The 19,481-nt window shown below is 69.5% G+C and carries 19 protein-coding genes, 3 pseudogenes and 1 riboswitch; of the genes and pseudogenes, 14 read left to right on the top strand and 8 right to left on the bottom strand.

Annotated elements, in window-relative coordinates; translation table 11 throughout:
• Nucleotides 1–27 precede the first annotated feature (27 nt).
• Nucleotides 28–807, bottom strand: coding sequence for a hypothetical protein (locus ABEB03_RS33235; RefSeq protein ID WP_345656543.1), 780 nt, complete (start codon nt 805–807; stop codon nt 28–30).
• Between the two features lie 603 nt (nt 808–1,410).
• On the bottom strand, nt 1,411–2,325 hold the full coding sequence (locus ABEB03_RS33230) for an AraC family transcriptional regulator (protein ID WP_345656614.1): 915 nt from the start codon (nt 2,323–2,325) through the stop codon (nt 1,411–1,413).
• A 142-nt stretch (nt 2,326–2,467) separates the two neighbouring features.
• Here ABEB03_RS33230 and ABEB03_RS33225 point away from each other — a divergent pair, with 142 nt between their 5' ends.
• Nucleotides 2,468–2,878 carry an organic hydroperoxide resistance protein gene (locus ABEB03_RS33225; RefSeq protein ID WP_345656542.1) on the top strand — a complete coding sequence of 137 codons (411 nt, stop codon included), beginning with the start codon at nt 2,468–2,470 and terminating at the stop codon, nt 2,876–2,878.
• A pseudogene (locus tag ABEB03_RS33220) lies at nt 2,821–3,186 on the top strand (DUF4259 domain-containing protein); the annotation flags it as partial. The gene ABEB03_RS33225 and the pseudogene ABEB03_RS33220, both read left to right, overlap by 58 nt.
• Nucleotides 3,187–3,223: 37 nt before the next feature.
• Here ABEB03_RS33220 and ABEB03_RS45475 read toward each other — a convergent pair.
• Both ABEB03_RS45475 and ABEB03_RS33215 read right to left on the bottom strand, forming a co-directional pair.
• A pseudogene (locus tag ABEB03_RS45475) lies at nt 3,224–3,415 on the bottom strand (hypothetical protein); the annotation flags it as partial.
• 581 nt (nt 3,416–3,996) lie between these two features.
• Nucleotides 3,997–4,428, bottom strand: coding sequence for a hypothetical protein (locus ABEB03_RS33215; RefSeq protein ID WP_345656540.1), 432 nt, complete (start codon nt 4,426–4,428; stop codon nt 3,997–3,999).
• A gap of 588 nt (nt 4,429–5,016) precedes the next feature.
• Here ABEB03_RS33215 and ABEB03_RS33210 point away from each other — a divergent pair.
• Entirely contained in the window at nt 5,017–5,559 is a 543-nt protein-coding gene (locus ABEB03_RS33210) for a DUF1707 domain-containing protein (RefSeq protein WP_345656539.1), read from the top strand.
• 105 nt (nt 5,560–5,664) lie between these two features.
• On the opposite strand, the pseudogene ABEB03_RS33205 reads toward ABEB03_RS33210, so the two are convergent.
• Both ABEB03_RS33205 and ABEB03_RS33200 read right to left on the bottom strand, forming a co-directional pair.
• Nucleotides 5,665–5,793, bottom strand: a pseudogene (locus ABEB03_RS33205) (IS630 family transposase); the annotation flags it as partial.
• 193 nt (nt 5,794–5,986) lie between these two features.
• Entirely contained in the window at nt 5,987–8,293 is a 2,307-nt protein-coding gene (locus ABEB03_RS33200; protein ID WP_345656538.1) for an ATP-binding protein, read from the bottom strand.
• A gap of 254 nt (nt 8,294–8,547) precedes the next feature.
• Between ABEB03_RS33200 and ABEB03_RS33195 the strand changes: the two genes are divergently transcribed.
• Nucleotides 8,548–9,258, top strand: coding sequence for a DUF4232 domain-containing protein (locus tag ABEB03_RS33195; protein ID WP_345656537.1), 711 nt, complete (start codon nt 8,548–8,550; stop codon nt 9,256–9,258).
• A gap of 436 nt (nt 9,259–9,694) precedes the next feature.
• Nucleotides 9,695–10,594 carry an NADP-dependent oxidoreductase gene (locus tag ABEB03_RS33190; protein ID WP_345656536.1) on the top strand — a complete coding sequence of 300 codons (900 nt, stop codon included), beginning with the start codon at nt 9,695–9,697 and terminating at the stop codon, nt 10,592–10,594.
• Nucleotides 10,595–10,862: 268 nt separating this feature from the next.
• Here the strand turns inward: ABEB03_RS33190 and ABEB03_RS33185 are convergent, their stop codons facing one another.
• On the bottom strand, nt 10,863–11,066 hold the full coding sequence (locus ABEB03_RS33185; protein WP_345656613.1) for a hypothetical protein: 204 nt from the start codon (nt 11,064–11,066) through the stop codon (nt 10,863–10,865).
• Here ABEB03_RS33185 and ABEB03_RS33180 point away from each other — a divergent pair.
• On the top strand, nt 10,987–11,202 hold the full coding sequence (locus ABEB03_RS33180; RefSeq protein WP_345656619.1) for a hypothetical protein: 216 nt from the start codon (nt 10,987–10,989) through the stop codon (nt 11,200–11,202). The two genes, ABEB03_RS33185 and ABEB03_RS33180, sit on opposite strands and share 80 nt — an antisense overlap.
• A gap of 104 nt (nt 11,203–11,306) precedes the next feature.
• Nucleotides 11,307–12,080, top strand: coding sequence for a glycosyltransferase family 2 protein (locus tag ABEB03_RS33175; RefSeq protein ID WP_345656535.1), 774 nt, complete (start codon nt 11,307–11,309; stop codon nt 12,078–12,080).
• A 67-nt stretch (nt 12,081–12,147) separates the two neighbouring features.
• Here the strand turns inward: ABEB03_RS33175 and ABEB03_RS33170 are convergent, their stop codons facing one another.
• Nucleotides 12,148–12,315 carry a hypothetical protein gene (locus tag ABEB03_RS33170; protein ID WP_345656534.1) on the bottom strand — a complete coding sequence of 56 codons (168 nt, stop codon included), beginning with the start codon at nt 12,313–12,315 and terminating at the stop codon, nt 12,148–12,150.
• A gap of 184 nt (nt 12,316–12,499) precedes the next feature.
• Between ABEB03_RS33170 and ABEB03_RS33165 the strand changes: the two genes are divergently transcribed.
• The 7 genes from ABEB03_RS33165 to ABEB03_RS33135 all read left to right on the top strand — a co-directional run bounded on the left by ABEB03_RS33165 (nt 12,500) and on the right by ABEB03_RS33135 (nt 19,478).
• Nucleotides 12,500–12,862 carry a MarR family winged helix-turn-helix transcriptional regulator gene (locus tag ABEB03_RS33165; RefSeq protein ID WP_345656612.1) on the top strand — a complete coding sequence of 121 codons (363 nt, stop codon included), beginning with the start codon at nt 12,500–12,502 and terminating at the stop codon, nt 12,860–12,862.
• Entirely contained in the window at nt 12,859–14,292 is a 1,434-nt protein-coding gene (locus tag ABEB03_RS33160; RefSeq protein ID WP_345656533.1) for an MFS transporter, read from the top strand. Before ABEB03_RS33165 ends, ABEB03_RS33160 begins: the two co-directional genes overlap by 4 nt.
• Before the next feature lie 33 nt (nt 14,293–14,325).
• Nucleotides 14,326–14,619 (top strand): DUF1330 domain-containing protein, encoded by a 294-nt coding sequence (locus ABEB03_RS33155; protein WP_345656532.1) that lies wholly within the window; start codon nt 14,326–14,328, stop codon nt 14,617–14,619.
• A 365-nt stretch (nt 14,620–14,984) separates the two neighbouring features.
• Nucleotides 14,985–15,076, top strand: a riboswitch (ZMP/ZTP riboswitch).
• Nucleotides 15,045–15,833 carry a dihydropteroate synthase gene (locus ABEB03_RS33150; RefSeq protein ID WP_345656531.1) on the top strand — a complete coding sequence of 263 codons (789 nt, stop codon included), beginning with the start codon at nt 15,045–15,047 and terminating at the stop codon, nt 15,831–15,833. Its footprint overlaps the riboswitch before it by 32 nt.
• Nucleotides 15,830–16,225, top strand: coding sequence for an NUDIX domain-containing protein (locus ABEB03_RS33145; protein WP_345656530.1), 396 nt, complete (start codon nt 15,830–15,832; stop codon nt 16,223–16,225). The genes ABEB03_RS33150 and ABEB03_RS33145 overlap by 4 nt, the downstream gene beginning before the upstream one ends.
• 97 nt (nt 16,226–16,322) lie before the next feature.
• Entirely contained in the window at nt 16,323–17,603 is a 1,281-nt protein-coding gene (locus tag ABEB03_RS33140; protein ID WP_345656529.1) for an MFS transporter, read from the top strand.
• A gap of 468 nt (nt 17,604–18,071) precedes the next feature.
• Nucleotides 18,072–19,478: a glycoside hydrolase family 16 protein gene (locus ABEB03_RS33135; protein WP_345656528.1), complete on the top strand. Its 1,407-nt coding sequence runs from the start codon at nt 18,072–18,074 to the stop codon at nt 19,476–19,478.
• Nucleotides 19,479–19,481: the final 3 nt, after the last annotated feature.

Below are 19,481 nucleotides of genomic sequence, written 5' to 3'. Positions count from 1 at the left end.
GCAGGCGGCGATATTGGTCGCACCCGCTCAGCAGGCCGAACTGTTCCGTGTCGCCTCGCGTGCCTCGGTGAGGGCTCGCTGCCTGAGGTTGCCACCGGACAACTGAATCGTGGTGGCGGCCAGGATGTCATCCCTGCCGATGGTCCGCCCGTCCCCCCTCCGGGCGGACAGGGCCCGGAGGGAATCATTGAGGAACGGGGGTGGGGCCGGTTCACCCGACATCACTGGGGTGACCGTACCGAAACGTTTGGCCCCGCCCTCGCGGACGATCACCGCCGCGTCCCGGGCGAGGTCCGTCAGGAACACGCTCGCGATTCCGTCCAGGTCGCGGACCATCGCCGGGACGGCCGTCGCGCCCTGGCTCCGCAGCAGCCTCTTGACCCCGGCCTCGAACCTGTGGGCGCCGACCACAGCACTCGGTTTGCGCGACCTGCTGCGCTTGCGAGAAGGCACAACGACACCCTCGGCGTCGTACAGGACACCGGTCAGGCCTTGAAACGTCGGGCTGTGCTCGTACCACTTGTCCCCCACCTCGAGCTCGACGTTGCGGTCGAGCGCCGCAAGAAGGTCCCCTGGAATCAGCTTCTTCCGGGCCTCCTCCGCCGCCGCTCTCCGCGCGCCGTCGATGATCTCCGTCAGCACTGTCCGCGTCACCGACGCGGCGACCCATGCGGCCGACCGAGAGACGTGCATCGAGGTCAGGTCCCTGAACACCGCTTTGACGAGAGAAGGCTTGAACGGCGAGACATCCATGACCGAGGCGGTCTCGGGACCGCTGTGCTCAGGACGTGCGGGCTGTGCGCTCATCGGAAGAAACGCTCCCTGCTGTCGGAGTTGTCAAAGGCCCACACTTCACCGTTGTCAGAGGCCCACACTTCACCACGCACACCCGCGGCACAACAGGCACACCACACCCAGCCCCCAACCAGAGGGTCACAGACGGGACTCCGCGAGCGGTCCGCCGACCTCCCGCGAACGGGCACAGCAGCGCACGCCCACACGGTGCCCGGGTGCGCCGACCAGAACCGTCGAGCACTTGCTGCGCCGGTCCGACGCCACCACCCCCTGACCCGCCAGGCCCCCGGATCACCAGGCCGCCGCCGGGCCCCGGAACCGAACAACTGCCGCTCTCGGCACCTTCCGTCGGCGTACAGGTCGACGTGCACGAGCGTGTACGGGGAAACGTGCACAGCTCTCACGGTCTCGTGCCGTGGCGACCGTCAGATCGCGACCGTGGTGTTGGGATCTCCGGTGCTCGCGGAACAACGGCGGCATTTGCGTGAGCGATACGGCAGAGAGTAACGAGCCCCGCGAACTCGGTGCCCGATCGATGACGGACCTCGAGCGGTCAGCGGCAGATCAGGTCGGCGCCCAACAGGAGGCCGTCGTCGTCACGGCGTGCTGACCGGACTACCTCCGCGACTGCCGGCGGTAGCGGCCGGGGGCCAGGCCGTACTCTCGTTTGAACGCTTTGGCGAAGGCGAATTCGGAGGTGTACCCCGTGCGCTGCGCGACGGTCTGTACCGGCTGGTCGCTGTCGCGCAGCAGTCGCGCCGCCAGGGTCATCCGCCACCAGGTCAGGTAGCCGAGGGGCGGTTTGCCGACCAGCGCGGTGAACCGGCGGGAGAAGGCCGCGCGCGACAGTCCGGCTTTCGCGCCCAGCGCTTCGACCGTCCACTGCTCGGCGGGTTCCTGGTGGATATGGCGCAGCGCTGCGGTGATCGCCGGATCGCGCAGCGTTGCGGCCCACCCGGTGGCCGGGCCGTCGTCGCTCTGCTCGTCGAGCCAGGCCCGCAGGATGTACAGCAGCATGATGTCCAGCAAGGCCGACACGACCGCTTCGGTTCCGTGGCCGGGGTTGGCGATCTCGTCGCCGAGCAGGTTGACGGCAGCACGTAGTGGCGTGCGGTGGCCGAGACGTGCCGGAAGGTGGATGACCTCGGGCAGTTCCTCGAACAGTGGATGTGGCCGGGTCTGGTCGAGCGTGTATGCGCCGCACAGCAGGACCGTCGTGGCTCCCTCGCCGTCGTCGGCGCTCGGCGCCATCTCCCGCAGGGAGGCCGAGGACGCGCCCGTCAGGGACGTCGACGGGCTGTCGGCCAGAGCGTGCCCGCAGCCGTGCGGAAGGCACACCACATCGCCCACGCTCAGGGCGATCGCGGCGCCGGCCGGCGGGATCAGCCAGCATGTCCCTTCCAGCACCACATGAAAGCCGGTCCCGGAGAACGGCTCGGCCCGCACACCCCACGGAGCGTGCTTGCGGATTTCAGTGGAATGCGGGCGCCCCGTACGCATGACGCCGATCGCATCGCTGAGCACGTCCATCGCCAGATCGTATCGCGAGGCCGATGCGCACAAGACGATCAGATATGAAACGTAGACGGTGAGCCATGGGGAGCGACTCCTTGTCTCCATACGCTGAATGCGCCAAACAGATTGGCCGATCGGTCTACCAGAAGGGCAGGACATGAGCCTGTATACCGCCGCCGCGACCGCGACCGGCCGCGACGGCCGCGCCTTCAGTTCGGACGGCAAGTTGGACGTCGAGCTGGCCCTCCAGAAGGAGTTGGGCGGCACCGGCGACGGCACCAACCCCGAGCAGCTCTTCGCGGCGGGCTATGCGGCATGCTTCGCCACCTCCCTGCAGCTGGTGGCAGGGCAGAAGAAGATCGACGTCTCGGGCATGTCGGTGACCGCCGAAATCGGCCTCGTCCCCAACGGGCAGGGCGGCTTCCAGCTCGAAGCCAGCCTGCGTACGAAGCTACCGGACAGCCTGCCCCGGGAAGTCGGTCGAGAGCTCATCGAGGCCACCCACCAGGTGTGCCCGTACTCCAACGCCACGCGCGGCAACATCCCGGTCGAGCTCCTCGCCGAGTAAGCCGCCGCCCGCTGAACGCCACCTGGTCCGCAGCCGCAAGAGTCCGCGGTCCAGGTGGCGTCGTCCTACCCGGTTGCCCCACGGCACAGGGCCTCGACAGCCCAGAGGGCGCAGAGGCTGTCGCAGCCGCCGCCCTCATCGCGGCGCAGAGCCCGGGCGGTGAACGGATCAGTGCAAGCTACGGACCCGACGAAGCCCTCCCGACTTTCGCCGACGAGCTGCGGCCGCTTGCTGCCGAGGCACTCGACCGAGTGGTTGCCGAGAAGTCCGAACTCGCCGAACTCTGGGACGAGACACCAAGCGGCCCGAAGTGGCGGCAGAGCATCAGCCGGCTACGCGCCGTCGTCGCACCCGAGCCCGATCCTCGGGAAGAAGCACTGTTCGATCGATGTCGTGGTCGTAGCCGCGGTCGGCGAACAGCGAGTCCGGCCTGCGCCGACGGATGATGCATGCATTTAGGTGACCAGATCGTTCCTTGTGAGCGACGACGGCCGGAGGGAACGCGTCGGTCGGAGGAATCACGTCAAGGCGTGAGCCGCAAGAGACCTAGGACTCGGGCCAACGGCCCTGAGACAGCACCGTTGTCAAGGCTCGTCCCGGTGCCGCCCTGGGTACCGCCCTGCGTGTTCCCGGAACCGGCACCCTGCGTGCCGCCCTGGGTGTTGCCGTTGCCGGCACCCTGCGTGCCGCCCTGCGTGTTACCCGTGCCGTTCTGCGTGCCGCCCTGCGTGTTACCCGAACCGATTTGAGTGCCACCCTGGGTGTTACCCGTGCCGATCTGCGTGCCGCCCTGGGAGTTAACGATCTGAACGTTGACGAGGGGAGGCTCGGGGTCATTGCGGGTTTCCGCGGATACTTGGCCTGCTGTTACGCCTGCCAGTGCCGTCGCGGCGGCGAGAGCCAGGGTCGCGTAGATGCCGCACCGTCTCACAGCAGCCCTTCCTTACTGTCGGACAATGACAGAAAACGTGGGGACCAAGCTGTCGCACTACGTGAGTCCACCACCGCAACGACACGACGGTGTCACCCGGACAGGGCGTACCGAATTCACCTGGACAGACATCGGCACCTCGCGGTCGTGCCGCGAGGTGCCGACTTTCTCGGGGGTGTTTCCGCGATCAGCCCCCCTGGGTGCCGCCTTGTGTGTTGCCGGAGCCACCACCCTGCGTGCCGCCTTGTGTGTTGCCGGAGCCACCACCCTGCGTGCCGCCCTGTGTGTTCCCGGAGCCACCACCCTGCGTGCCGCCCTGCGTGTTCCCGGAACCGTCCTGCGTGCCGCCCTGTGTATTGCCGGAACCGTCGTCCTGGAGGGTACGCCCCGGCGCGAGGGAGGCCGTGCCGTTCTGCAGAGGTGCCGCCGAGGCCGGGGTCCCGATGGTGACGAGTGCTCCCACCACGGCCGCCGATGCCATTGCCGTCGCAATCTGCTGCTTCCTGCGATTCCTCACAAGTTTTCCTTTCTCACGCACGATACGCATCGAGCATTGCGGAAAATGGGGTTCGACAAGTGCCCCCAGGGCAGGCGAGAGCGACCACTCGTCGCCGAGCACGCAATTGCAATGCTCCCCTCACGCCACGGTCGCGGCAACCCGAGTCGGGTTCGGAAAAGGGCTGTCACGGCCTCAAAAGGCCTCGGCCATTCCAGCTACTCCCCCGATGAGCGCGCTCAGCAGCATCGCCACACCCAATGAGATGAGCAGTGCCCGCGGCACCCGGCGTGCATCGCTGCCCACCCGATCCGGGCAGCACGAACCCGTTCCGTGAACTGACCGTCGCAATGGAAGTCGCCCTGGACCCGCACGCCCACCACACAGGCACCCTCACCAAGTATGCGTGCGTCAAAGGTGGGGCGAGCGTGAGCGGCGAGCGGCCCGCCGGCGGGTGCCTGCGGCCTGCTCGACCCCTTTTCTGGACATTCGCCAGAAACGACAACACCCCTGGCCGTCGGCGGAGTCGAGGGATCCTCACGCTGTCCGGCAGCCGGGCATCGCGTTCCCGCCAGTTCTGTGACCGCATAGGTACGCCGCGTTGGACGATCAAGGCCATGAATGATGACCACCGGTTGGTCTTCCCGTCGGGTGCCTTGCCCGCTGGACCTTGCCGCGTTCGCGTCGCCGGCACGGCAGTAGGGTGAAACGGTGACCTCCTTACCGGAAGACTCGCTGCCGCTGATCGGCGAAGACGACCGCGATACGGCTGTGCAGCGCCTGCAGGAGGCGTACGCCGAAGGGCTCATCTCGCACGAGGAGTTGGACGAACGCCTTCACCAGGTGCTCACCGCCAAGGCGCACAGCCGGCTTGTGTCGGCTCTGGCCTCACTCCCGGAGGAGCGCCCGGGCACCACGTCGACCATCGCCGCCGCCAGCGGACGGATCCAGCGGCGAGGCGCATGGCGGGTACCTCGGATTCTCAAGGTCGAGTCCGCGTACGGAAGGGCGCGACTGGATCTGTCCCGGGCGATCATCGAGCATCCGGTCATCGACATCGAGCTGCAGCTCGGAACCGGCGGGGCCAGAATCACGGTGCCTCGCGACGCGGTCGTCGACGTCGGAGGTTTGCGCACTCAGTGGAAGGACCTGCGCTACAAGGTCCCGCGGCGTCCCCGCTCCGGTGGGCCGACGATCCGAATCCTTGGGACCATGGGATTCGGACGATTGAAGATCCGTCACGCCCGGCGTTGAGGGTCCATCCGGCGCTCAGGACCACACGTCCGACACTTCACCCCGCCGACTGCGGGGTCGTGAAGGCATCGGTTCGCCGGATTCGTCAGGCGACGGCTTTTGAGAGGGGCGCCCACCCCAGCGGATGCCCCTCTCGCTCCGGATACGAGCGCGTTCCTTGCGTTCGGCAGCCATGACGTCGCGGTGGCGGGCGTTGGCGTTGCGCCGGCGCAGGTAGGCATGCAGGGCCCGGATCCGACCTGCCGGTCCGACACACGCGGTCGGCCAGTGGCGGCCCGCGGTGTCTGCGGAGCGGGTAACTCCCAGTCCTGATCGGTGAGTTCATGACGGCGTATCGCTCCACCATGATCCACCATCCGATGATCCTTGAAGACGGACCCTGGCCCGGACCGTGGAGAACAGCCGGCATGGGTACGGGGCGCAGGTCTCACCCGGCGGTGGTGACCTGGTCGAGGGCGGCGAGAGCGGCGGCGGCCTCGACCTGACGCGGGCTCTTCAACGCGGTGAGGGCGTCGCGGGCGGCGAGGAGTGTCTGCCGTGCCTCGGGGTGTCCCGTGGCGGCGAGTGCCCGTCCCAGGTCGAGGCGGGCCTGTTCGACCCAGGCCGGCATCTGGGCGGCCTCGAAGTCGGCGAGTGCTTGCCGCAACGGCGGTTCGGCCTCGTGCCAGCGTTCCAGGGCCGCGAGGTCATTGCCGATCTGCTGCCGGGCGACCGCGTGGTAGAGGGCGATCAGCTCGTCCGGACGGCCCGGGATCCCCTCCCGGCAGATCCGCTCGCTGCGGCGGTGGATGTCGAGGGCTTCTGCCGGCCGACCCGTCTGCCGCAACAGCGTGCCCAGGGTGTTGAGGATGGTCAGTTCGGCCAGCCGGGCCTGCGGGGACTCCTGTGCGGCGAGGCACTGGGCCGACTTCCGCAGCCGCCCGTGGGCCTCCTCGGTCCGGCCCAGGCGGTGGAGGGCGCCCGCGCCGTAGCCGAGTGCCCAGCCCTCCTGCAGGCCGTCCCCGCACTCACGGGCCGCCGTGAGCGCGGCATCGGCCGCGGTCAGGGCGGCGTCGGGGTCGTGGACGCAGAGGTTGTAGGACCAAGCGAGGTAATTGAGGTGGACTGCCTCTTCCCGTCTGCTGCCCAGTGAGCGCGCGGATTCTGCGGCGCACGCGAAAACCTCGACCCACTGCTCCCAGTGCTGGGTGACGTCGGAGAACCAGTGCATGGCCTCCGCCGTGTCCAGGACCTCTCGGTGCCGGCCGGACGTGTGGGCTCGGCGTAGTGCGGCGAGCCACTGGGCACGCTCGGCCTCCAGCCAGGCCCGCGCCTCGTCCCTGCCGACGGGCGCCGTGTCCGGGTCCGGGTCGCGGTGCGGTGCGGCCAGGACCGGGTCGGCCTCGAAGTGCAGCGCGGCGGCGGTGGCCCGGCGCAGCATCCAGCGAGCGATGCGGTCGAGGGCGGCGTCGCGGTCGCCGGGGCCGTCCTCCGTCTCGGTCAGCTCGGCTGCGTAGAGCCTGAGCAGGTCGTGGAAGCTGTACCGCTCGGCGTTGGCATCGCTCTGGAGCAGTCCGGCGTCGGTCAGCTCCTCCGCACAGGCGAACGCCTCGTCATAGGACAGCCCGGCCAGGAGGGCACCGGTTTCCGGGCTGAAGTCCGCGCCGGAGGCCAGTGCGGCCCGGCGCAGGAAAGTCTTTGATTCTGGGGCGAGTTGCCGGTAGGAGAGCGCGAAGGCGGCACGCACTCGAAGATTGCCGACCTGCAGGCCGTCGAGGCGCCGTCCTTCGGCAGCGAGGCGGGTGGCGAGTTTGCTCAGTCGTTCGTGGGGTCGGCTCAGCAGCCGTTGGCCGGCGATCCGGACGGCCAGTGGGAGGTGTCCGCACAGGTCCGCGAGGTCCCGTGCCGCCTGAGCCTCGGCCTGAACGCGTTCCGGGCCCAGGATGCGGGTGAGGAGTTCCACCGCCTCTTCGCGTCTCAGCAGCGCGAGATCGCTGCGGTGGACGGACTCCAGGCCCGCCAGGGAATTGCGGCTGGTGACGAGTGTCAGGGACGGTCCGGCAGCGGGCAGCAGGGGGCGGACCTGGGCCTCGTCGGCGGCGTTGTCCAGCAGCAGGAGCACGCGCCGGTCGCTGACCAGGGATCGCCACAGGCCCGCACGGTCGTCGGTGTCGGCCGGCATCGCGGCGTCGGCGATGCCCATTGCGCCGAGCAGCCGGGACAGCGCGTCGCGGGGCGGGGTCGGCTCGGGGTCCATACCGCGCAGGTCCAGGGCGAATTGCCCGTCGGGGAAGTGCGGAGCGAGGTGATGCGCCGCGTGTACGGCGAACGCGGTCTTGCCCAGGCCCGGCTGCCCGGTGACGACGGTGACCGTCGGCCGGCCGCGCTCGGCGTCGTGGGCCAGTTCCAGCAGCCGGGCGAGTGCCGGGGCTCGTGCGGTGAAGTCCCCGATGTCGCGCGGGAGGGCCAACGTGGCGGGCGCGACCGGGCCGTCCGGGGTGCGGGGGCGCGGTCGGCCCAGGGCGGCGGACTTCTCCAGGCACGCCGCCTCGTCGCCTTCCAGTCCCAGCGCTTCGGCCAGAGCCTGAACGGTACGGCGCTGCGGTCCCCGGGTGCGCCCGCGTTCCATGTCCGCCAGTGCTCTCACGCTGACCTCGGCCGCATGGGCCAGTGCCTCCTGGCTGAGTCCGGCGCGCGTGCGCAGGTGGCGCAGTTGGTGCCCGAAGTCACTGCCGACAGGCGTGGCACCGCGCACTGTTGAAGTCTCCGTTCGTCCGGCTCTCCCTGCGCGAGCCACCGGCAGAAGTATGACAGTCGGTAGTTCTGCCGGGTGAACTGCCTGGGAGACGACGGCGCGCGGTGATCGACTGAAGGCACGGGTTCGTGCACACCCTCCTGTCCTGCTACCGGACAGGCAAGGGCAGTTCAGAACCGCGGTACACCGACCAGACGACCACGGCCGCCGGCAACAGACCTGCGGCTCCGCACCAATTCATCGGGGAACCTTTCATGAACACTCTCCTGCGCCGTCCCGCCCTGCTCGCCGTCGCTTGCGCGTCACTCGCTCTCCCCCTCGCCGCCTGCCAGGGTGGCGACGACAGCAAAGCTTCGTCCTCCGCGTCGTCCTCGGCGAGCGAATCGGCGGCGGCCGGCAAGACCGACGGCGCGTCGGAAACGGAGGGGACGACCGACTCGGCCGGTTCGACCGGGTCGCAGGGCTCTTCGGGGTCTTCGGGCTCTTCGGCGTCTTCGGGGTCTGCGGACTCCGCGGGCTCGACCGGCAGGCAGGCTGCCAGCTCCACCCCGGTGTGCACGGCCGGGGACGTCACCATCACCGCCGCCACTCAGGACGGTCCGCCGTACACCCATCTCGTGCTCACGGCGAAGAACACCTCCGGGCACGCGTGCCGCCTGGCAGGCTTCCCGCACGTCCAGCTCCTGGAGAGCCACAAGCAGGATGTCCCGGCCGTCGCAAAGAGCAAGCCGGCCGCACCTGTCGTGATCTCGGCAGGGGCCCCGGCCTACGCCCTGCTGAAGGTGTCGGACGGCGGTGTGGACGAGGACAACGAGCCCGTGTCGGCGTTCTCCGTCACGCTGGAGGGCGACTCGACGGTCATCGCCGTCAGCGCGCCCGGCAGCGACGGCATCGCCGCCGACCCGGCGAAGGCACTCACCGGCTACTGGACTCCCGAACTCCGCAACGGGGCGGACGACTTCTGAAGCCCGTGGTGACACCCGAAGGCATCGATCGGCCTTCTCCCGCCTGATCACGTCGGACGTCGCGGCCCCGCCTGACGAACCGTCGACGGAGGCACCGCTGACTGTCGCGCGGGGCCGTGCACGGGCGCGTGGCCGTGCGGCGGCTCGGGGAGGATGTGCGCGGGACGGGGTAGGGGTTGCGGGCTTGCCGCAGGGCCTCGATCGGCAGGTCCAGGTGCGGATCCATTCCACGATTGGCCCAGTTGGACACGCTTCAAATGGACCACGTGCCCGGGCCACTGGCCGCATAGGCTCTGCACCGATGCGGCTGAGACCACGAGCCACCTCTGCAGGGGATCCCAGGTTCACAACCGCTGCCAGCTGTGGGTTCCGGTCCGTGCCTCCCGATCGGCCGGACTGAGTGAGAGGACGGAGATCTGCTGTGAAGGCGTGCGGAGTGTCCGGGGCCGACAAGGAAGTCGCCCTGCTGGAGTTGCCCGAACCGTCGCCTCCGGGGCCCGGTCAGATTCTGATGGGGGTTCAGGCGGCCGGGGTCGGCCCGTGGGACGGACTGCCCATCGACGCCAGTTGGGACGTGGGGCTGCGCCCCCCGGCAGCGCTGGGAGTGGAGGGCGCGGGCAAGGTACTGGCCGTCGGTGCGGATGTCACCGGGTTTGCCGTGGGCGACCGGGTGCTCGCACACGAGGCCCCGCTGCCTGGAGGAAGCGGCTTCTGGGCCGAACGCGTTCTGATCAACGCGGATCACGCGGCAGCCTGCCCACCCGGGCTGGACGCCGTGCACGCGGCGGCGCTGCCGGTCAACGGGCTCACCGCGCTGCAGGCCTTGGAGAAGCTGGACCTCAGCCGAGGACAGCGGCTCCTGATCACCAACGGAGCCGGGGCCACCGGAGCCCTGGCCATCCAGCTCGCCGCGGCCCAGGGCATCGAGGTGACCGCGACCGCGTCTGCTGCCGCCGCGGAGCGCCTGCTCGGTCTGGGAGCGACGGAGGTCGTCGACTACCACGATGCGACCTGGTCGGCCAAGGTACGCGGTGGGTTCGACGCCGCCCTCATCATCGCTGCCGGCACGGCGGACACCGCCCTGCCTTTGGTGCGGGACGGCGGCCGACTGTGCTCCCTGACCTCGGACGCGCCTCCGGCAGAACGAGGCATCACGAGTGGGGACCTCTACATCGAGCCCGACGCCGCGCAGCTTGCCCAGTTGGCGGAGCAGGCCGCCGCGGGAACCTTGAAACTCGCACCGGAACCCCTGCCACTCAGCGAAGGCCCGGCTGCGTTCGCCCGGGTGGTTACCGGAGGGGCCGGCGGAAAGAAGATCGTGCTCACCCCAGCATGACCCGACCGGGCACTGCCCGATACCGATCCCGATGCTGGGCCACTGTGCCCGCCAGACGCGATCGAGAAGTCGTCAGGCTGAGGGGGCGCGGACCGAGGCCGATGAGCAGTACGGCGCCACGTGCCGAAGGTGAATTGCCAAGGTCGATGGCGTCGTACTTGCTTGTAGGTCAAGCCGAGCAGCAGAATCCGAGATCCGCTGACGGGCATGCCGCGCTTGTCGAGTGCTTCCACGAGACGTCGTACGACGTGGTGGGGCACGTGACGGTTCACGTCGTCTGCGTGTTCCACGAACCGGAAAGGATCCCCAGCTCCTGCTCGGTCTTCCACGAGAGGAACAACGGGTCAACAGGCAGGCAGTGCCCGCCGACCCCAGGCCCCGGGGTGAACCGCGTGAACCCGAACAACATGGTCGCGACAGCGTCGATCACCTCCCTGACGTTCACGCCGAGGGAAGCGGCCGGCGTCGCCATCTCGTTGACCATGGAGATGTTGACGAACCGGAAGATGTTCTCGATCAGCCTGGCGCAACTCGGCGACCTTGGTCTCGGATACCCGCACTGCCGTCAGCAAGATGCCGTCGTAGAAACCTTTGATCACATCCAATGATTTGGCGTCGAGCCCGGACACCAACTTCGGCGCCCCATGGCAGCTCCTGCTCGATCGCGGTGCTTGAATGGACCGTCGTTCCTGGTCTGGCAAGGAGAAGCGCTGTGCCCCTGGTGTCTGTCGTGATGCCCGTGTACAACTCGGCAGCCACCCTCGGCGCAGCCGTCCGATCGGTACTCACGCAGACCCACAGCGACCTGGAGCTGCTGGTCACCGACGACCAGTCCTCCGACGGCTCCATGGACCTGCTCCGCGAGTTCGCCGAGCAGGACGAGCGCGTCTTGCCCGAGTCGGCACCCGAACAGGGCGGTGCGGGCCGGGCCCGCAACCTCGCGATCGAACGGGCCCGCGGGGACTACGTCGCTTTTCTCGACAGCGACGACATGTGGCTCCCGGAGAAGACCGAGAAGCAGCTCGCCTTCGCTGCGGAAGCCACTGCGCCGTTGACGTTCACCTCGTACTTCAAGATGGACGCCGACTACGACGGCGAGAGCACCGACTGGGTCCCGAACGGGCGGGTGATCCGTGCGCGGGAGCACGTGGACTACCGCGCGATGCTGGTCCAGGACCACATCGGTGCTCTCACCGCCATGTACGACCGCAATGTCCTGGGTACGAGGCTGATGCCAGAGATGCGCAAGCGCCAGGACTACGCCCTCTGGCTGTTGATCATGCGGGACGGCGCTGACGCCCGGGGCCTGGCTGAGCCGCTTGCGGTCTACAGGGCCCATCAGGCGGGATCACTGTCCTCCAACAAGCTGTCGCTCGTGCAGTACAACTGGGCCCTGTACCGCAAGCACGAGCATCTGTCGGTCCCGCGGGCGACCCGGGCACTGGCCGGCGCCGTGTGGCAGTCGCTGCGCAACTCGCGCATCTAGGCCGTTTCTCTTGGATCATGGCGCTGACCCGGATGTGGGTGGAGTCGGTGCGCTGGGTGCCGCGGCCCTATAGCAAGCCGGCCCGCCGGATCCGGGTGAGCGCGAGGCCCGGCAGCCGGTCGACGCGGTCGCCCTCGGCGAGCCGGTCGCGGGAGTCGGACAGGACGCCGTGGTGGAAGCCGGGGTCTTCCAGCTCCAGGCCGAGGGCGCACTTGAAGTCGATGCGGCTGCGCACCGCAACGTCACCGGCTCCCAGCGGTCGAGGCCACCCGCGCCAGCCCCATTTCCATAAATCATGTATATAAAAATGCTATGCTTCGAGCATGAGTCGTCAAGACACCGCTCCTGGCGCGTCCGCCGCCATCGGGGCAGCCCTCTACGGCCTGGCCACCAGGGCCACACGACGCCTGCCCCGGGACATGAGCCTGACGTCCGCCGCCACCCTGGCCACCCTGGACCGGAGCGGCCCGCGACGCATCACCGATCTGGCCGCAGTCGAGGGCGTCACCCAGCCCGCGATGACCGCCCTGGTCCGGGTGATGGAGCAGTCCGGCCTGGTCGAGCGACGGGGCGACGCGTCCGACAAGCGGGTCACGCTGGTGTGCCTGACCGAAGCCGGCACCTCCTATGTCCGGACGCGGCGCCAGGCGGGCGTCCACGCGTTCGAGCGGTTGATCGGCGAGCTCACCGGCGACGAGGTCGAGGCGCTGGTGGCGGCCCTACCGGCGCTGAAGCATCTGGCAGAGCTCGAAAGCCAGGACCGCGAAGGACCGAAGCCGTGACCGGGCAGCCGGGCGGCAGGGTCGCGGGGAAGGCGTTCCCGGTGGCGCGTTCCGAGGCGCGGCTGCTGGTCCCCGCCCTGATGTTCATCGCTCTGGTCGTGGCGGCGGTCGCCAGCCTCGGGACGCCGCTCATCACCAGCGTGGCGACCTCGTTCCACGTCTCGCTCGGCAGCGCGCAGTGGACGCTGACCGTCGCCCTGCTCAGCGGCGCCGTCGCCACGCCGGTCCTGGGCCGGCTCGGAGCCGGCCCGCACCGGCGGGCCACGATCCTCGCCACGCTGGCGGTCGTCGTCGCCGGCAGCGCGCTCACCGTGCTGCCGCTGCCGTTCGCGTGGCTGCTGGCCGGCAGGGCGGCCCAGGGCGTCGGGCTCGGGCTGACGGCGCTGATGATGGGCGTGGCCCGGGACCACCTCCCCGAGGAGCGCAGCGCGGGCGTGATCGCCCTGATCTCGGTGGTCTCGATCATCGGGGCCGGCGTCGGCTACCCGCTGGCCGCACTGCTCGCCGAGCTCGGCGGGGTACGGGCCGCCTACGGCCTCGGCCTGGTCGTCACCGCCGCCGCCCTCCTGACCGCGTGGCGCTCCATGCCCGAAGCCCCCGAAGGCCGCTCCGCCCACGTGGACGTGGCAGGCGCGGTCGTCCTGGCCGCTGCGCTGCTCCTGGTGCTGTTCCTCGCCGGCGAACCGAATCTGTGGAGCCGGCACCTCGCCGTGGCGGCGGGCCTCGCCGTCGTCGCGGTGGTGCTGCTCTGCGTCTGGGCCGTCATCGAGCTGCGCAGCACGACGCCCCTGGTCGATGTGCGGGCGGTGCGGCACCCGGCGGTCGCCGGGGCGAACCTCGCCATGTTCGTCGGCGGGATCGGCATGTACCTCCTGCTCACGCTCATCACCCGGTACGCGCAGACGCCGCACGGCGCCGGCTACGGCTTCGGGCTGACGACCTTCGTCGCCGGGCTGGTCCTCATCCCGTTCTCGGTGCTGGGGTTCGTCGCCGGCAAGCTCACGCCGCGGGTCCGAACGCGGATCGCCGACCCCCTGCTCCTGGCCGGCAGCGCCGTCGTGGTCGGCGGCGGGTTCGCCCTGTTCGCGGCGGCCCGGTCAGACCTGGCCGAACTGTTCGCGGCAATGGGCGTGCTCGGCTTCGGCGTCGGCGGCTTCTCGGCCGCGATGCCCGGCGTCATCCTGGCCGTCACCCCCAAGAGCGAGACGTCGAGCGCCATGAGCTTCAACTACGTCGTCCGTAGCGTCGGGTACTCCCTGGGCAGCGCCATCGGCGGCCTGATCCTCGCCGCGGGCACCGGCCCCGGCCACCTCTTCCCCGACGACAGCGCCTACACCACCGCGGCGCTGGTCGGCATCGGCGCCATGGCGATCACGACGCTGACAAGCCTCGCTCTCGCCCGCCGACGCTCGTCCGAGACCAACCTGTAAGTCGGATGCACTCATCCCCACACTGGAGGTTCCATGCCCAAGGGCTACTGGGTCAGCGTCTACCGCACCATTTCAGACCCTGAGAAGCTGGCCGCTTACAACAAGCTGGCCGCTCCGGCCGTCGCGGCCGGGGGCGGTCGGACCTTCGTCCGTGGCGGTCGGGTCCAGGCGCATGGCGCCGGAATCGCCGAGCGCACCGTCCTGGTCGAGTTCGACAGCTTCGAGCAGGCCGTCGCGGCGTACGAGAGCGCGGCCTACCAGGAGGCGCTGGTCGCCCTCTCCGACGGCGTCGAGCGCGACTTCCGCATCGTCGAAGGCATCGACTGACCGAGGTCCAGTCGGAGCTTCGCCGAAGGCTCTCTGCGGCGCAGCCCGAACCCCACGACGAACGACAAAGCGAAGAGCCCACCGAGAACCATCGCCGCGACCGGGTGGTCGAAGTGCGCGAGGCACGCGACGCCTGCGACATCCAGAAGAGCCGCGTACTTGCGTCGGGCACATCCCGCACCCTCGGCCCTCACCATCGCACCCGGCAGTTCAGGTTCAGCTCGCGCACGGCTTCGCAACCTGAGTCTTCTTCACCGGGACGGGCAAGACGTATCGCCGGCACCGGACCGGGGCGATTGCGCCTCCCCTGCGCAAGGGGCTGTTCCTGAGCCACTACCGGTGAATTCGTGACTCGGTTACAGTTGCGGTCGAGCCGTGACTGGCGTGTCGAGATGGGTGCAACCATCGGGGAGCGGCTTCGTCACATGGACGTGTGCCGCGCGCCTGGGCTTCTTGGGATCGACCCGGGAGGCACCGTCATGGCTCAGCACCTGGATTCCTCGCCCATGGCCATGGGCCGGCCCCTGCTGGTCGGGGTCGTCGACAGGACAGCAGACGCGTTCCCGCATGGCGGCCGGTACCTCGGCGCTGAAGGAGCGTCGGGGCGCGCCCGGCGGCTGCGGTCGGAGGGGGCCGACAGCGTCGAACCGGGTCCTGCGGCGAGCCACCTGGGAGCCCAGGAAGTGGACGCGACCGAGGAAATCAGGCGGCCCGCCGACGTCATGGACCAAGTGGTCGCCGAGAGTGTGCCGGTGTCGGTCGACTCGTTCCTGCCTCAGTTCCAGCGCTTCGCTGCCGCTCGTAGGGGCCCCGCACCTCAACGACATCCACGGCTTACCCGATCCCGGATCGTACGAGGAACTCACGGGCTCCGTTTGTCGGTTGATCGCCGGGCACTCCGTGCAGCGGCGCGCACCAGCCACCGAAGCCATGACCGATGTCACCGAAGTGGGCGGGGGAATCGAGGAGTTCCTCGCCGAGCGTCCGGCCGCGCCGGGAACGGCCGGCATCAGCCGGGAACGGCTGGTCCTCGCCCCACGGCCCTTCGGGCCCTCACCGCAACCAGCCTTCCCGGGATCGGCCCGGCAACTGTGGCGACGGAGTTGTACGCGGCATGGCGCGGAGCGGATTACATCCGTACCCGTGACGTGGGCGCTCTCCGCGATGCGGTCACCGTCTCCTACGCCCGGGAAACCGCCGAAGGAGCAGCATGATGGATCAGCGAGAAGCGATCGTCGCGGTGGTGCGACGAAAAGAGCGAGTGCTCGTCATCCAGAGGGGTCCGTTGGCCAGGCTGTCAGGGTACTGGGCGCCGCTCAGCGGCACACTCGAAGCCGGTGAGACGCAGGCGGAAGCCCTGGTCCGGGAGGTGCACGAGGAAGTCGGCCTGAGGGTCTCGCCCGTGGCCAAGGTCTGGGAGTCACAGACCGAGGACGGCACGTTCCGTCTGCACTGGTGGACGGCGGAGGCCGAGGAAGGCGACGTCGTTCTGCATCCGGGTGAGGTGAGCGACGCCCGCTGGGTCACACCTGAGGAGTTCTCCCGACTTCAGCCCGTCTTCGAAACCGACCGCGTGTTCTTCGACCGCGTACTGCCGCAACTCTGACGACGCGTCGAAGGAGTACAGGGCGCTGCGACACACAACTTACGCCGCTGGCGCCTCTCCGAAACCGCAGGCAGCCAACACGAAGGAGTTCCGGCCGGTGAACGCGTTAGGTCGATACGCCGAGGTCCGAAAGATCCCCGGACTCATGTCCCTGCTCGTGACGGGGGTTGTCGCACGGCTCGGCAGCGGCATGACACCGCTCGCCCTGCTGTTGCTCGTCGAGGGGGCGACCGGCCGGTATGCGTACGCCAGTCTCGCGGTCGGTGTGTATGCCCTGGCCGGGGTATCGATCAGCCCGGTGATCGGGCGGATCGCCGACCGGCTGGGCCCTTCGCCGGTTCTCCTGGGCACCGCCCTTGCCCATGCGATGGCCCTGGCCGGGCTGGTGGTCACTGCCCAGGGCGCCGGCGCGCTGCCTCTGATCTGCACGACGGCCGCCGCCGTCGGCGCGACCTATCCGCCCCTCACCGCGGTCATCCGCGGCGCATGCAACCGGATGACCGGCCCCAGGACCGGCTGGGAACGAATGCGCGGGACCGTGCTGGCCGCGGACACCGCGTTGTACGAGTTCGTCTTCGTCATCGGTCCTCTGCTGGTGGGTGTCTTCGGGGTGATCGCCACCCCGGCCGCGGCGATCATCGCAGCCGCCGGGGTCACGCTGGCCGGGACCACCCTGGTCGCACTCGGCGCCGCGATGCGCGCCCAGCGACCGCATGCCTCTCGCGTCAGGACCAGCGGTCTGGGTCCTCTGCGCGTGCCCGGCTTCACCGTTCTGCTGGGCTGCGTCGGCGCGCTGGGGGCGGGGTTCGGCGCCGTCAGCGTGGCGGTACCCGCCTACGCCACCGAGCACTCCGGCCGCGACTCCGCCGGGCTGGCCGGTCTGCTGCTCGCGGTGTGGGGCCTGGGTTCCGCTGTGGGCGGCCTCTGGTACGGAGCCTGGCCGCCGCGCTCGCCGCTGCACCGGCAACTCGCCTGGCTGCTCGGCTGCGTCGCTCTCAGCCTCGCGGTACTCGCCGTCGTGCCGGACCCGGCGGCGCTGGCCGTCGCACTCGTGCTCGGCGGCGGCGTCATCGCTCCCTGTCTCACGGTCTACATCTCCCTCGTGGGCCGGATCGCGCCGACGGACATGCTCACAGAGGCACACACCTGGATCGCCACCGTCCCCGTCGCAGCCAACTCGGTCGGAGGAGCGGTGGCGGGCACCCTTGTGGACGAGCCGGGTGGCGTGCCCTGGGCTTTCGTCATGGCAGGCACCATCGTCGCCGTCGCCGCGGTGACAGCCGCATGGCCGGCCGGACCGATCACCCGCGCCGACACCACAGCCGAGGAGACGACGCCGGCAGGGGCTGACGGTGACGCCACCTGTCCGACCGCGTGAGCGAGTGACGCTCGCTCACCGCGGCGGAAGACGGGTCAGCTCGACGCCTTCCTCCTCCCGGAAGCCGGCCCCTGGGACATCGCCCTGCTGATGCCCGGCGTCCAAGGAGTTGCCGGCACCTACAGCGACAGTCACGCCGGCGTCCGCTCCCCGGCGCTTGCATCCACGCCTACGTGACCGTCCAGGAAAGGCCATGGCCCGCGGCGCACCGGCCACCACTGCCCGGCGGGCCGCCATAGGCCCACCAAAAAAGGGTCCTCCGCCACAGCGGCGTCGAGAATGGCCCACACCAGCGGAGCTTCCCCGGATCGCCCTTCCTTCACGTCGTGAACTCTCATGCACGGAGGGGGACTTCTTTGCTTTACCTCTTGACGACCGGAGTGACGGAGAGCACATTGGCCGCGCAGCTGATCTGAGAGCGCTCTCAAAAACACCCGCACACCCCACTCCGTACCCGAAGAGGCCCTCATGAGAGAAACGCCCGGCAGACCTCGCCCCCTCAGGCGCGTGCTCGTCGCCGTGTTCAGCACACTCGGCCTGGCGGCCGCCGCCGCCACGGCCGCCACCCTCCCCGCGAACGCCTCCGCCCCCACTCCCCCCTCCGGCTGGTCCCAGGTCTTCCTCGACGACTTCAACGGCTCCGCCGGATCGGGCGTCAACACCGCCGACTGGCAGTACACGACAGGCACGAGCTACCCCGGCGGGCCCGCCGGGTTCGGTACCGGCGAGGTCGAGACGATGACCTCCAGCACCGACAACGTCTCACTCGACGGCGCGGGAAATCTCCGGATCACTCCACGGCGTGACGCGGCCGGCAATTGGACCTCGGGCCGGATCGAGACGAACCGCTCCGACTTCCAGCCGCCCGCCGGCGGCAAACTCCGTGTCGAGGCCCGGATCCAGATGCCGAACGTGACCGGTGCGGCGGCCAAGGGCTACTGGCCCGCGTTCTGGATGCTGGGCGCGCCGTACCGCGGCAACTGGTGGAACTGGCCTGGCGTCGGTGAGCTGGACATCATGGAGAACGTCCAGGGCATGAACAACGAGTGGGCCACCATGCACTGCGGTACCAGCCCGGGCGGTCCGTGCAACGAGAAGTCCGGCATCGGCGGTCAGAAGGTCTGTGAGGGCACGACCTGCCAGGGCGGCTTCCACACCTATGCCGTGGAGTGGGACAAGTCGGGGAGCCCCGAGGAGATGCGCTTCTACCTCGACGGCGTCAACTTCCATACGGTCAGGCAGAATCAGGTCGACGCGACGACCTGGGCGAACGCCACCAACCACGGCTACTTCATCATCCTGAACGTCGCGATGGGCGGAGAGTTCCCGGCGGCCTTCGGTGGTGGCCCCGACGGCGGCACGGACCCCGGTCACCCACTCGTGGTCGACTACGTCCAGGTGCTGCAGTCGACCGGTGGTGGCGACACGACCCCGCCGCCCACGACCCCGCCTCCGTCCGGCAACCGTGACGCCTACGCGGCCATCCAGGCCGAGTCCTACGACAGCCAGTCGGGCACCATCACCGAGAGCACCACGGACACCGGGGGCGGGCAGAACATCGGCGCGCTGGCGAACGGCGACTGGGCCGTCTACAAGGGCGTCAACTTCGGCTCCTCCGCGGCACACCAGTTCTACGGCCGGGTGTCGAGCGGCGCGGCCGGCGGAGTCAGCGGCCTGGTCGAGGTGCGCCTCGACAGCCGTACGAGCACACCGATCGGCAGCTTCGCACTGGCCAACACGGGCGGCTGGCAGTCCTGGAGGACGGTGCCGGCGAACATCGGTGCCGTCACGGGCACCCACGACGTCTATCTGACCTTCACCAGCGGCCAGCCGGCCGACTTCGTGAACGTCAACTGGTTCGACTTCGGCCACTGACAG

The sequence above is a fragment of the Streptomyces siamensis genome, assembly GCF_039543605.1.
Classification (GTDB): domain Bacteria; phylum Actinomycetota; class Actinomycetes; order Streptomycetales; family Streptomycetaceae; genus Streptomyces; species Streptomyces siamensis.
The sequence above is the reverse complement of the archived record's forward strand: the minus strand, read 5'-3'. Positions and strand labels throughout refer to the sequence as shown.